18 protein-coding genes are annotated in these 12,428 nt (G+C 43.7%); 6 read left to right on the forward strand and 12 right to left on the reverse strand.

Features of this window, described 5'->3' with window-relative positions:
- Nucleotides 1–212: 212 nt before the first annotated feature.
- Together DET59_RS08575 and DET59_RS08580 are read right to left on the reverse strand one after the other, a co-directional pair.
- Nucleotides 213–716 (reverse strand): YwhD family protein, encoded by a 504-nt coding sequence (locus DET59_RS08575; RefSeq protein WP_113969275.1) that lies wholly within the window; start codon nucleotides 714–716, stop codon nucleotides 213–215.
- A gap of 29 nt (nucleotides 717–745) precedes the next feature.
- Complete coding sequence (locus DET59_RS08580; RefSeq protein WP_113969431.1) at nucleotides 746–1,351, reverse strand: site-2 protease family protein; 606 nt, start codon at nucleotides 1,349–1,351, stop codon at nucleotides 746–748.
- A gap of 291 nt (nucleotides 1,352–1,642) precedes the next feature.
- Between DET59_RS08580 and DET59_RS08585 the strand changes: the two genes are divergently transcribed.
- The 3 genes from DET59_RS08585 (at nucleotide 1,643) to DET59_RS08595 (ending at nucleotide 2,357) form a co-directional block, all read left to right on the forward strand.
- A complete protein-coding gene (locus DET59_RS08585; RefSeq protein ID WP_034765056.1) occupies nucleotides 1,643–1,828 on the forward strand; it encodes a 2-hydroxymuconate tautomerase in 186 nt (61 codons plus the stop codon).
- A 72-nt stretch (nucleotides 1,829–1,900) separates the two neighbouring features.
- Complete coding sequence (locus DET59_RS08590) at nucleotides 1,901–2,113, forward strand: hypothetical protein (RefSeq protein WP_113969276.1); 213 nt, start codon at nucleotides 1,901–1,903, stop codon at nucleotides 2,111–2,113.
- A 55-nt stretch (nucleotides 2,114–2,168) separates the two neighbouring features.
- On the forward strand, nucleotides 2,169–2,357 hold the full coding sequence (locus DET59_RS08595; protein ID WP_113969277.1) for a DUF4083 family protein: 189 nt from the start codon (nucleotides 2,169–2,171) through the stop codon (nucleotides 2,355–2,357).
- A 100-nt stretch (nucleotides 2,358–2,457) separates the two neighbouring features.
- On the opposite strand, the gene DET59_RS08600 is transcribed toward DET59_RS08595, so the two are convergent.
- The 3 genes from DET59_RS08600 to DET59_RS08610 form a co-directional block, all read right to left on the reverse strand.
- Nucleotides 2,458–2,967, reverse strand: a complete 510-nt coding sequence (locus DET59_RS08600) for a YwgA family protein (RefSeq protein WP_113969278.1) — start codon at nucleotides 2,965–2,967, stop codon at nucleotides 2,458–2,460.
- A gap of 58 nt (nucleotides 2,968–3,025) precedes the next feature.
- Nucleotides 3,026–4,327 (reverse strand): HD domain-containing protein, encoded by a 1,302-nt coding sequence (locus tag DET59_RS08605; RefSeq protein ID WP_113969279.1) that lies wholly within the window; start codon nucleotides 4,325–4,327, stop codon nucleotides 3,026–3,028.
- 283 nt (nucleotides 4,328–4,610) lie between these two features.
- Complete coding sequence (locus DET59_RS08610; RefSeq protein ID WP_034765044.1) at nucleotides 4,611–4,835, reverse strand: YuzB family protein; 225 nt, start codon at nucleotides 4,833–4,835, stop codon at nucleotides 4,611–4,613.
- 246 nt (nucleotides 4,836–5,081) lie between these two features.
- Here DET59_RS08610 and DET59_RS08615 point away from each other — a divergent pair, with 246 nt between their 5' ends.
- On the forward strand, nucleotides 5,082–5,897 hold the full coding sequence (locus DET59_RS08615; RefSeq protein ID WP_113969432.1) for an RsfA family transcriptional regulator: 816 nt from the start codon (nucleotides 5,082–5,084) through the stop codon (nucleotides 5,895–5,897).
- A gap of 112 nt (nucleotides 5,898–6,009) precedes the next feature.
- On the opposite strand, the gene lipL is transcribed toward DET59_RS08615, so the two are convergent.
- Together lipL and pta are read right to left on the reverse strand one after the other, a co-directional pair.
- Nucleotides 6,010–6,852 (reverse strand): octanoyl-[GcvH]:protein N-octanoyltransferase, encoded by an 843-nt coding sequence (lipL, locus tag DET59_RS08620; RefSeq protein ID WP_113969280.1) that lies wholly within the window; start codon nucleotides 6,850–6,852, stop codon nucleotides 6,010–6,012.
- A 308-nt stretch (nucleotides 6,853–7,160) separates the two neighbouring features.
- Entirely contained in the window at nucleotides 7,161–8,132 is a 972-nt protein-coding gene (gene pta, locus DET59_RS08625; RefSeq protein ID WP_113969281.1) for a phosphate acetyltransferase, read from the reverse strand.
- A gap of 307 nt (nucleotides 8,133–8,439) precedes the next feature.
- Here pta and hemQ point away from each other — a divergent pair, with 307 nt between their 5' ends.
- Both hemQ and gerQ read left to right on the forward strand, forming a co-directional pair.
- Nucleotides 8,440–9,186 (forward strand): hydrogen peroxide-dependent heme synthase, encoded by a 747-nt coding sequence (gene hemQ, locus DET59_RS08630; RefSeq protein WP_113969282.1) that lies wholly within the window; start codon nucleotides 8,440–8,442, stop codon nucleotides 9,184–9,186.
- Nucleotides 9,187–9,376: 190 nt separating this feature from the next.
- Nucleotides 9,377–9,808, forward strand: a complete 432-nt coding sequence (gerQ, locus tag DET59_RS08635; RefSeq protein WP_113969433.1) for a spore coat protein GerQ — start codon at nucleotides 9,377–9,379, stop codon at nucleotides 9,806–9,808.
- Nucleotides 9,809–9,855: 47 nt separating this feature from the next.
- Here the strand turns inward: gerQ and DET59_RS08640 are convergent, their stop codons facing one another.
- From DET59_RS08640 to DET59_RS08660, 5 genes are all read right to left on the reverse strand, one after another.
- Complete coding sequence (locus tag DET59_RS08640; protein WP_113969283.1) at nucleotides 9,856–10,227, reverse strand: DUF423 domain-containing protein; 372 nt, start codon at nucleotides 10,225–10,227, stop codon at nucleotides 9,856–9,858.
- A 33-nt stretch (nucleotides 10,228–10,260) separates the two neighbouring features.
- Complete coding sequence (locus tag DET59_RS08645) at nucleotides 10,261–10,551, reverse strand: YwdI family protein (protein ID WP_113969284.1); 291 nt, start codon at nucleotides 10,549–10,551, stop codon at nucleotides 10,261–10,263.
- A gap of 116 nt (nucleotides 10,552–10,667) precedes the next feature.
- The gene (locus tag DET59_RS08650) at nucleotides 10,668–10,844 is read right to left on the reverse strand and encodes a uracil-DNA glycosylase (RefSeq protein ID WP_113969285.1); all 177 of its coding nucleotides are present in this window, start codon (nucleotides 10,842–10,844) and stop codon (nucleotides 10,668–10,670) included.
- 74 nt (nucleotides 10,845–10,918) lie between these two features.
- Nucleotides 10,919–11,590 carry a uracil-DNA glycosylase gene (locus DET59_RS08655; RefSeq protein ID WP_113969286.1) on the reverse strand — a complete coding sequence of 224 codons (672 nt, stop codon included), beginning with the start codon at nucleotides 11,588–11,590 and terminating at the stop codon, nucleotides 10,919–10,921.
- A gap of 15 nt (nucleotides 11,591–11,605) precedes the next feature.
- On the reverse strand, nucleotides 11,606–12,373 hold the full coding sequence (locus DET59_RS08660) for a DUF4230 domain-containing protein (RefSeq protein WP_113969287.1): 768 nt from the start codon (nucleotides 12,371–12,373) through the stop codon (nucleotides 11,606–11,608).
- Between the last annotated feature and the right edge of the window lie 55 nt (nucleotides 12,374–12,428).

A 12,428-nucleotide genomic window follows, 5' to 3' on the forward strand; every position in this document is an offset into this window, starting at 1 on the left:
AGCCCTGGAGCTGGACATATCGAAAAGCGGAGGCGGCTTGAACATAATAAACGAAAAACCACGGGTTTGTGCGAACCCGTGGTTTTTCATGTCCTAGTTTATGTGCAAACTGTGATTTAAGTGTACTTTTTTTCAAGCATAAGGGCAAGATGTGAACGACATATTCAAAAAAATGTCACAATTTGTTCACAAAAGAAGATTTTTCTATGTTTTTAAACTTTTAACGCTTCCTTTAATTCATCTTTTGAGCGTTCCCACATACCCTCATCATGTTTCTTCAGGAAGTCCGTGAGGATCCCTTTAGACTTGTCGTCCAGTTGATCGAGGACGATTTTACGTTTAATCGATTTATCCATATTATTCACATGCTCCGGCATGGACTTGTAGCCTCTGCGCTTCTCACGGTTCACGACCATTTCACAAGCCGTCACGCCTGCATAGTACGGTCCATCTTTCATACGGTCGATGGTCACCCAGATCAACCAGTACGGCTTACCTCCTGCTGAATCCTCACGCTTATTCGTGAATTTAATCCCTTTTTCAATCGGGCTCCTTGCATGCATCGCTCCGATCTCGATCGTCGCTTCCCCTTCTTCGACGTCAATCATCACTGGGGAAACATTATCAAGGCTTAATGAGCCTACACCATAGCCACCGTGGCCGTCAGTAGGATCACTTTTGATGATATTGAATCCGATGTTCTTTTTCTTTTCCATGTATCTTCACTCCTTCAAAGTTGACATTCTTAACTAAAGACTGAAAAAACAGTTGTAAAAATCGCACTGAAAGCCTGGTTGGTAGCTGTCATCCCGCCTTGTAACAGCGGCCAGATCGTATACTCATCAAGGGGTGTAATCACGATGATCAGAAATAATACGACTCCATACTGCTCATACTGAGTCATTTTCGCCCTGATATGATTCGGTGACAGGTCCTCGATGATCCGGTACCCATCCAGTGGAGGGAACGGCAATAGATTAAATACAAATAACAGCACATTCAGATACACAATCATCTGCAGAAGATCGATGACAAAGGGAGGAACCCCGACTCCACCAGTCACTCCTACAAAAAAATAAAAAAATCCGAATGCAATGAATGCAAGTAAGAAATTACTCAGCGGACCTGCCACTGAAACTAATACCCCTGCCAAACGGGGATTTTTAAATCGGGATCTCATGACCGGCACAGGACGCGCCCAGCCAAAGCCTGCAATTAAAATTAATATGGTTCCCAGGGGATCCAGATGTTGAATCGGATTTAATGTGAGCCTTCCTTGATCTTTCGCTGTAGTGTCACCAAATTTGTACGCCACAAATGCATGGGCAAACTCATGGACCGTAAAGGCCATGACCAGGGCAATCACCACAAACGGAAGCTCTTCCAGCCGAAAGACGGAAATGGACTCAAAAAGAGAGCTAAATGTATCCAAAGTATGTACTCCTTTAAAAAATGATTTACTTTCTTATTCAATAGTATACAGAAAAATTCCTGCCTTCATGACCACTCTAAGGAACAATTCCAATTCCCCACCATAAGAAGCTTGCTCTTACAACCCCTACCATTTACATTTAAAAGGGGGGTTAAAACGAACATGCCTACCACAGATTGTACCAAATCCAAATGCAAGGAGCGAACCATAATGCCTTATATCACCGTAAAAATGCTCGAAGGCCGTTCAGAAGAACAGAAACGCGCCCTCGTCGAAAAAGTAACCGAAGCCGTAAGCGAAACAACCGGAGCACCCGAAGAAAAAATCGTTGTCTTCATTGAAGAAATGACGAAAGGTCACTATGCAGTCGGCGGTAAGAGACTCAGTGATCAATAAAAATTAAGGACAATCAGCCTGCCATCAAATGATCGCAGGCTCCAATCGGATCCTATACAAAGGAGCACTCATATGCAATTCTTCAAAACCATGTCCCCTAAAGAAAAGGCCAACTGGAACAAAGGTCTCGTCCTCGGATTCTATACATACATGATATTACTCTTCATCAACTATATATCTTCTTTGATACTGGGCAGGGACCTCTTTACCTCCGCTTTCATCTTCTTCACCGGACTGATCATCGCATTCGGCTATGAAGCCTACTTAAATGTGAAAAAGGGGTAAATTCTCACCCTGATGAATACGATATACCAAACCCATATGGAAAGGAGGAAGTAAAATGGACGTAAATACCGGTGATGTACTCTTCCAATTGTTCATGATGGCTTTCCTTGCAGCCATTGTGGTGGTCGCTTTCATGCTTGCGAAAAGGGTCCGGAATCGAAAGATCCAGCAGCAAAAGCACGACAAACAAATTGAAGAAAAGCTTGATCAGATTATAGAAAAAATGGATCAAACACCTAAATAAAGATATGAAAATCGTTACTCTCATCAGTGACGATTTTTTCGTTCATGTAAAAGGGGATCACCCATTCCGAGTGATCCCCGCCATTCATATGAAACGTCCTTTAATGGACGATTTTTTTCCCTTTTAATCCTTCGATGTATGCGAAGGCTTCGTCGATTTCTTCTGTTGTATATTTTTGTTTGCTCTTAAGTGTGAATACTTTCTCCACGACTTCTTCTTTAGGAAGGCTATCAAAATATAAGACTGTTGAAACAAGTTCCAGAAAGCGTGCTGATTGAACGTTCATATCCGTCAGGCAATCCTGTAAGTGAGGCATGTCTTTCTCATAAATCTGCAGGAAGTCTTCCCCTTCTTTGGTGACGGTGTACCGGTATTGATAATATCCACCCTTTTTCTCCTTCACCTCGGAGATGAATCCCATATTGCAGAGCTCTTCAACTCTCAGGGTCAGCTCTTCCGAATACGGCCCATAAAAATGGAATTGAAATTTTTCCTGAAATGGGAATTCAAGCTTCTTCGCGATGAAGATCATCTTCTGAAGCTTTTTCCTTCCCACCACTTCACCCGAGGCTAAGAAGGCACTCATTAGTTTTGCATGGTCTTTCAACAATGTACGTCATCTCCTACTCCTAGTATTGCGTTTTCAGATCCTCGTTGTGTCGAGCCATTTATGTTAATTCTAGAATCGTACGTATCTGTCTCTTAATATTTTTCTTCGTTGATTCGTCATATAGTAAATCCACTGGATAATATAATTTATGATCGGTTCGGCGTTTTCCGGAAATGGAATCGACGATATCCGACTGCCTCGATAACTCGCGCAGCTCATCATTCCTCATTAATAGATGAATCGGAAGCCGTTCCTCTTCCTCGCCCGGTCTGTAGAAGTCGTATGGAAGGTCTGAAGATGAGTCCACCACTAAATAATAATCAGGATCGATCCCCGCTTTTTTAAACAGAACTTCAAGCTCACTGTGCTTCTTATATTCCTTCGCCGGATCAAATTCCACGTACTTAAATAAATTACGGTTCATGAACCGCTCACATAAGTCCCGTAAAATCGGATCCTCTTCTTCCTGCCAAATTTGAAAATAATACATGATGACCGCTTCATCCAGCTTCAAGTAATCCTGGAGGGAAACCTCTTCTTCAAACAGGGAGTAAAAGTGGACCGGGTCTAGCTTAAAGGAATAAAACTCTTCATGAAGCTCCTTCGCCCTATGTAGAATCTTCGTTAAAATCACTTCTGCACTCCGGGTGACCGGATGGAAATAAACCTGCCAGTACATCTGATAGCGGCTCATGATATAATCTTCCACTGCATGCATCCCGCTCTGTTTGATTACTACTTGGTCCTCACGGGGTCTCATCACACGAAGAATTCGCTCCATATCGAAATGACCGTAGCTGACTCCGGTAAAATAAGCATCACGCTGCAAATAATCCATTCGGTCCGCATCGATTTGACTTGAAATCAGACTGACAACCAGCTTGTTCTTATACGTCTTCGCTATCACTTCCGCTACATGCTTCGGAAAATCAGGTCCCACTTTTCTGAGTACCTCATTCACCTCTGTATCCCCTAAGATGATGGCTTGAGTGAAGTGCTCGTGATCCAGGTGAAATACTTTTTCAAAGGAGTGGGAAAACGGTCCATGCCCCAGATCGTGTAATAACGCAGCGCAAAGGGACAATAATCGATCATCCTGATTCCACTCCGGTCTGCCTGCGAAGACATCGTCCACGATTCGGCGGATGATCTCATACACGCCAAGAGAATGATTGAACCGGCTGTGCTCGGCACCATGAAAGGTCAAGTAGGTGGTTCCCAGCTGCCTGATCCTGCGAAGTCGTTGAAACTCTTTCGTTCCAATCAAATCCCAAATCACACGATCCCTTACATGAACATACCGATGAACAGGGTCTTTAAATACTTTTTCTTCATGTAATTTCTGCTTGGCATACTCCATCTTCTACCCTCTTCCTAAACTATCATATTTCTATTATAGCGACTTTCATCCTGGTATTCATCTCGAATTTTGTCGAAAAAAATAGGTATTTGGCTTCTGAATGATCCATGCCAAGCGTTCCATTTGCTTCAAAAAAATTTCAGCTTTTGGGCACGCTTGACAAGTATCTACGCTTTCCCTACTTATTCTCTACCCTCTAACTAGTTTCCTTTTCCAACAACAGCCAAACCTATATTTTTTTATTGGGCAGAAAAGAAAAAACTCCCTCACTGGAAGTTTTCCTTTATTTCTTTATTTTCTTAATTACTTTTTCCATGAGTTCTTCTTCCGTCAACGCCGCTACAGGACGATTATTCACAAAAGCGAAAGTCTTCTTGCGTCCTGGACCACAATAGGATTGACACGCAATATCGATCGGTGCATCCGGGTCAATTTCTTTTAATTTGGGAATTAAGGTTTTCAGGTTAACGGCCTGACAATCATCGCAAACACGAAATTCGTTTGCCATTTGTCAACAACCCTTTCTATCTATTGAAATGAATTCTATTGTCGTAAACATCGATTTATAGAATACAGTTTTCTGACATGTTTTGCAAGAGAACATCGTTTCTTAGCTTGTGGGGATCACCACTAATACAACGAAACTAGCAGACAAAAAATAAATTTAACATATTCGTATAAAAACCTATAAAACTGTCCATCCTTTAACCAACGAATCATTTAAGAAAACTATGGGAGTTGAGATGAAATGATGATGAAAACAAGACAGGATGCCTGGACGGAAGAGAATGATCTATTATTGGCAGAAACGGTCTTACGTCACGTACGGGAAGGCAGCACACAATTAAATGCCTTTGAAGAAGTGGGAGACAAACTGAACCGCACATCTGCCGCATGTGGATTCCGCTGGAACGCAGTGGTGCGTCACCAATATGAGAAAGCTCTTCAACTAGCAAAAAAACAACGCAAACAGCGCCACCGCATCCTTGGCAAAGACCAGGGCGGCAAGAAAAAGCTTTTATATCAGCCACCTGCACCTTCATTCGAAGATTTAGATGCTATGTCTCTATCAATGTCTGAAGCCGAGGAAGAAATGGAATTTGCTGAGTACGAGAACTACGTGCCGGAAACGGAACAGCTGGGGAAAGAATCATCCGAAGAAGCCCCGAAATTCGAAATGGAAGCAAGCGAGGAACCAGTCTACGTCACACAGCAGGCGCCTGGTGCCAACTCTGTGGTAAAGCCTTCAGGATTAAAAGGGGAAGTGACACTCGAGAAAGTCATTGCCTTCCTGCAAAACCTTGCTCAAACCAACATGAATTCCGACTATGTAAAAATTGAGAATCAGAGATTAAAGCATGAAATCGCTGAAATCAGAAAAGAAAACGCTGAGCTTGAAAAGAAAGTCGCAGCTCTTGAAAACAATTCCGTCACGATGCAGGAAGACTACGAGACACTTATGCAAATCATGAACCGTGCCAGAAAGCTCGTCCTATTCGATGAAGACGATGCCAAAGCACCACGTTTCAAAATGGATCGAAACGGAAACTTAGAAAAAGTAGCTGAATAATGCGGTTCCCAACCAGTGCGCCTGTGGGTGTGCTGGTTTTTTGGTTGGATGGACCATTCTGACCCAACTAAAAAAGCCGGACTCCATAACAACCGAAGTCCAGCCTACCAATCTATCCCAAAAACTTCTCATTCCGATCGACTACCCTCTGATAATAGGTCTCGTACATCGTGTACTCTTCCCCTTGTAGGGCACTGCTATAAAATTCGCCGCTGAACCCTTTCAACGACTGCAGGAACCTGAGCATCACATCTTGAATCGATAACTCGGCTCCAAGCAGCTCCGATAAAGACGCCATCACTTCGGGATCAATAACAGGAAATGTAAACTTCGTCGTTCCATCCTTCAACCCGGCCTCATAAAAACGCTGGATCAGCCTAGCCCGTTCAGAACCGCTTCCATTGACGCAGAGGTACACCTGTACGGCTACTCCATTCCGGATTCTGCGCTGAGAAATACCCGCGAACTTCTGATCATTGATACTCAAATCATAACTACCAGGACAGTAAGACTGCGTGATCTCCTTCGCCTCGATCTTCACATCAAAGTCCTTGAACATATCCTCGACAAGCAGCCACATAGCATCGTAGCCACGGTTAATATCGATCCCTTTTTCAGAATCGGGGAAAACCAATGAAAGATTCAATACTCCTTCATCCAACACAACGGCTAATCCGCCGGAGTTTCTCACAATATATTGATAGCCTTCCCCTTCCAACACCTCTAACGCATCAGAAAGAAACGGCAGCTTTGTATCCTGAATGCCCAGTACCACCGTTTGATGGTGAACCCATGAGCGTGCCGCAGGATCGGACTGAGCTGCTCCTATCGCCGTGCACAACGTATCATCCATGGCAAACGACTGCAGGGCCCCGAACATCGGTCCCAGGCTCGATTGATCAATCACTCTCCATCTGTCTTGACGAAGCAGTGCATATGCTTTTTCCTTATCCATAACGCTTCTCCTTCACTCACAACTTGCGAGCTCATTATATCATATTATGGCAGGGTTGCTAAAAAAGGAGGGGGACAATCCAAGGGGGGCGTTTTTCGTTTGAGGTTGGTTGCCGAGGTTGGTTGCCTGTTAAAAACTACGGTTATTTTGACAGATGAATATCCCGATTTATTTGCCTGTTAAAAAAAGAGTGATATTTAACAGGCAAATGGTAAGTTTCTCCTGGTCCCAGGAACCAATCCAGCACACCTGAACGAAAAAAAGCCGAACCCCAAAAGGATCCGGCTTTCTTCACAACATCTATTAAATTACAGTGCCTGAGCAGCCGTAATCAACGCAAGCTTGTACACATCTTCTTCGTTACAGCCACGTGAAAGATCGTTCACAGGAGCATTCAATCCTTGAAGGATTGGACCTACCGCTTCGAAGTTTCCTAGGCGTTGGGCGATTTTGTATCCGATGTTTCCTGCTTCCAGGCTCGGGAATACGAATACGTTCGCATTACCTTGGATGTCGGCACCTGGTGCTTTTTTCTCTGCTACAGATGGAACGAAGGCAGCGTCGAATTGGAATTCACCGTCGATAGTCAGTTCCGGTGCTTTTTCTTTTGCGACCGAAACGGCTTCAACCACTTTTTCCGTTTCCGGTGATTTAGCCGAACCTTTTGTAGAGAAGCTTAGCATTGCCACACGTGGATCGATGTCAAACATTTCAGCTGTTTTCGCACTTTCGATTGCGATCTCAGCTAGATCCTGGCTGTCAGGTGTAATATTGATCGCACAGTCAGCGAATACATACTTCTCGTCTTCACGTACCATGATGAAGACACCGGAAGTTTTGCGGACGCCTTCTTTTGTTTTGATGATTTGAAGAGCCGGACGAACCGTATCCGCTGTTGAATGAGCCGCTCCACTTACCAGACCGTGAGCTTTGCCCGTGTAAACAAGCATCGTTCCGAAATAGTTTCCGTCTAATAGGATTCTTTTCGCATCTTCTTCTGAAGCTTTTCCTTTACGACGTTCCACGAATGCCTTCACAAGCTCGTCCATTCCAGAAAATGATGCCGGGTCGACAACGTCACAACCGTCAAGCTTCACACCCAGCTGGTCCGCCTTGGCGTTTACTTCATCCACGTTTCCGATTACGATCGGCGTCAAGATGCCGTCGCCCGCTAAACGTGAGGCTGCTGTCAGAATCCGTTCATCTGTACCTTCAGGGAAAACGATTTTTAACTCTTTGCCTTTTACTTTATCTGTTAGTGTTGTAAATAAGTTGCTCAATAGAGGAACCTCCTTGATTTATACATATCCAATCTTAGAATACTCTTCTCATATAGGAATTCAAGGAAAAGGAGAAATGATATCGGTTTCATGTAAAAGTCTTTGTTTTCTAATAATTCCTCTTTCCTTTTACCCATTCCCCTGCACTCCTAAGCCTATGTAATAATCTACGAAGATAGTGTGTTCCAGATATCCCTTGCCTATCCACCATTTGTGCCATTTTATCGACATCGGGTTTTGTATTCTTACTCTAAGGCCAAACTATGATATAGTAAAGTTGGAAAAAGTACTTTAAGGAGTGATTACGTTGGCAGAACCGGCACAAACGTTAGATGGTTGGTATTCCCTGCATGATTTTCGCGCGATGGATTGGACGACCTGGAAGATGCTTCAGAGTGAAGAAAGATCCTCGGCGATTTCTGAATTCCACCGTTTCTTAGATAAGTTAAACAGCACGCAGGATGCGAAAGAAGGAAGTCACGCTCTTTACACGATCGTTGGTCAAAAAGCAGACTTCATGCTGATGATCCTTCGTCCTACGATGGAAGAATTAAGTGAGCTGGAAAATGAATTCAACAAGCTGAAGATCGCTGAATTCACGATTCCGACCTACTCTTATGTTTCTGTAGTGGAACTTGGTAACTACATGCCTTCAGAAGGCGATCCTTACGAGAATCCATATGTACAGGAGCGCATCTACCCGATCCTGCCGAAAGCGAACCATATCTGCTTCTATCCAATGGACAAGCGTCGCCAGGGTAATGATAACTGGTACATGCTGCCGATGGAAGAGCGTCGCGACATGATGAGAAGTCATGGAATGATCGGCCGCCAATACGCTGGAAAAGTCAAACAGATCATTACTGGCTCTGTTGGTTTCGATGATTACGAGTGGGGTGTGACCCTATTCGCTGACGACGTCCTTCAATTCAAAAAGCTTGTATACGAAATGCGTTTTGATGAAGTAAGTGCACGCTACGGCGAATTCGGTACCTTCTATGTAGGTAATCTACTAAAAGAAGAAGCCATCACCAAATTCCTTCACGTCAACTAAATACACCAATAAACGACAAGTCCTCGTGGCTTGTCGTTTTTTCATGAAATAAGTTCGTCCTCCTCATTCAAAAAACAAACGAATATATCTTTCTCCTTCTACATAGACATGAAATAGTGAGACATATAGCATCTTTTAACTTTATTAAAAGGAGGTATTCGGTTTGGCGAATCAACAATCAAACCCGTATATGCAAGGGTATAATCCATATGGTCAGTATTACGGTGGAGGCCAAGTTCAGGGTCAACAATATTATCCCCAGCAGCAAGGTGGTGGAGGTTTTCAAATCCCTTCACCGACGAATGCACCCGCACCTTCTCAAAATATTCAAGGTATGCTGCCCATTGAAGAATCGTATATCGAGAATATTCTTCGCTTGAACAAAGGAAAAGTAGCGACTGTTTACACGACGTTTGAAAACAATACAGAATGGAATGCGAAGGTTTTTAAAGGAATCATCGAAGCTGCTGGCCGGGATCATCTGATCCTGAGTGATCCACAAACGGGGACCAGGTACCTCATCCCGATGATTTACTTAGACTACATTACATTTGATGAAGAAATTGAATATGAATATCCGTATGGAGCTGGAGGCTCTATGCAAAGTTATTCGCAAAGATAAAAAAATACCCTGACAGGAGAATACTTCCCTGTCAGGGTATCTATGTTTTATAACGTTTTCGCTGCAAAGACAATCAGAAGCACCCATGCGGCCAAGAAGCTGACGCCGCCCAGAGGTGTGATTGCTCCAAGCACCTTGATTCCGGATAGGCTCAGTACATAAAGGCTTCCTGAGAATAATATCGTTCCGATCAGCATCAGCCAGCCGGACCAGGACAGTAATGAGGTTGGTGTCACATTCCCCATCAGTACCCCGACAATGATGATACCGATGGCGTGAAACATCTGATAGAGAACTCCGGTATTCCAAATATCAATATACTTCTGTGAGATTTTCCCTTCCAGTGCGTGGGCACCGAAAGCTCCTAAAGCGACTGATAAAAAGGCGTTGATTGCTCCAATAATGATAAATGTTTTCATGATGGACCTCCTGTTCTTCCGTTCACTTAGTGATTAAAAGTCGAATAATGAATTTCCATTCGCTCCGTCATCCGTTTCCAGAGGCTCTTCTTTCTGGATGGAAACAGGCTTCTGACTCTGCGATTCCTGCAAATATGGCATTGTTTGTTGAGTTTGAAACGAAGGTGCTGCAGTAGATGCCCCGTGGTTTTCCTCCAACAAAACTTCACATAGAGCCTTTATGGAATACACATGCTCACGGATTTGCTGTGACTTTTCGGCAGATTTTGCCTTTGTGAGTTCATGTTCTATTTTCTTTATTAACGATTGATGAGGGATATTCACGATTGATGACTCCTTCCAGACGTCTTCCCGTTGGTTACATACAGTATGTACTTCCTCTGATTAACCTACATCACTATCCTAATTCTAAATGAAGGATTTCGCAAATTTCTTTGTCGTCATTTCGTTTTAGGCTTGAATTTCATACAGGGACTTCCTGAGGATTGGAAAACCACCAGTGAAGGCATGGCCTTCGTTTTGAACCCGTAGCCTTTACACCCCCGGGGATGAGCCGGCTCCCAGGTTGTATAGAAATATTGACATTGAAAGCAGTTGATACGCTTCTCATTAATCATTCGGCGTCCCCCTTCTACAAAATAAACCCCTCCACATACGAGGGGCTATCCATTGTTTCACGTGAAACATGCGGTTATTCGATACACCAGTCAATCTCGTCTATCCCTTGTTTCCGTAAAAATTCATTTGTTTGTGAGTATGGTTTACTTCCAAAGAAACCCCGGTGTGCAGATAATGGACTCGGATGGGGAGCCGTCACGATATAGTGCTTGGAAGAATCGATGAGCGCCTGCTTTGACTGAGCAGGTTTCCCCCATAAAATAAACACCATCCGCTTCTGTCGTTCATTCAGGATCGAGATGACATGATCCGTGAATCGTTCCCACCCTTTTCCCCGGTGGGAGTGCGCTTTCCCATCTTGTACGGTTAAGACGGTATTTAACAGCAGGACGCCCTGTTCTGCCCATTTCACCAGGGAACCATGGGCAGGAATCGGACATCCGATATCCTCCTGAAGCTCTTTGTACATATTTCGTAACGACGGGGGAATCTTGACTCCTTTTTTGACCGAAAAGCTTAAACCTTCTGCCTGATTCGGTCCGTGATAGGGGTCTTGTCCAAGCAATACAACCTTTACATCTTCGTATGCTGTGTAATGAAAGGCATTGAAGATATCATGCATGGAAGGATACGTCGTGTTCGTTTCATATTCTCCTTTAAGCCATTCTCTCAAGGTCTGATAGTATTCCATCTGAAGTTCATCTTCCAGAATGTCTGCCCAATCGTTTTGAAAAATCTTCGTCACTGTTAGACATCCTTTCTAGTCCTGAAATTGAATCGTAACGTCGTAGCCCAATTGTTCAAAGAAACCCTTCAACGATTTCTCTGCGTTTTTTTCCGCGGCTTGAAGCAATCCCTGCTCAACCGCTTCCTGACTGATTTGGTCCTTTGCCACTTCCGCAAGGGCAAACCCTTCATTCCAGTCCACATCATTTCTGAAGATCCCTTCTACAGAAAAGGTCTTGATGTTCTCAGTATCAATGGAAGGGTCTTGCAGAATCTCAGCACGTGGCAGGGTTAATTGAATTTCTTTCTTCTCTTCATCTACTACTATATCGTCTTCATCGATTCCCTGTAAATCAACCCCTGCAAGCACGCTTCCAGGGACCACCATCAAGAGCTTACGTTTCGTCCCGGGTAGATCCGTGTTGATGTCTTTCCCGAATAATTGATTATCCTCCTGCTCGATCACGGCCTTTATGAACCCTTGAGCCGTCGCCAGGGAACTCATCTCTTGAATGCGTTCGACAAACGCCCCCTTCTCTTCTGTAAAGGTGGAGCCGGATAACCACGAATAGACCCCTATGGATACTCCTCCTACTAATAGGATGAAAAGAAAGAGAATCAACAACACTCTATTTTTCCAAAAGGACAGAATGGATGCTGCTAATTTCCATGCCGGAAAACGTCTACTGCTTCTATTCTCAAACGCCAATGAGGCACTGCTTTCACTCTCACTGGCTTTCAAATCTGCTAAAATCGCTTCAATTTCTTGTATTTTCTTGTATTGATTTGTCAAATGCCTCACCTTCCTCTCTTCTATTATAGGAAATAATGTAGAATCTTGGAAACAATTATTCTCT

This window comes from Rossellomorea aquimaris (assembly GCF_003315075.1).
GTDB lineage: Bacteria > Bacillota > Bacilli > Bacillales > Bacillaceae_B > Rossellomorea > Rossellomorea aquimaris_C.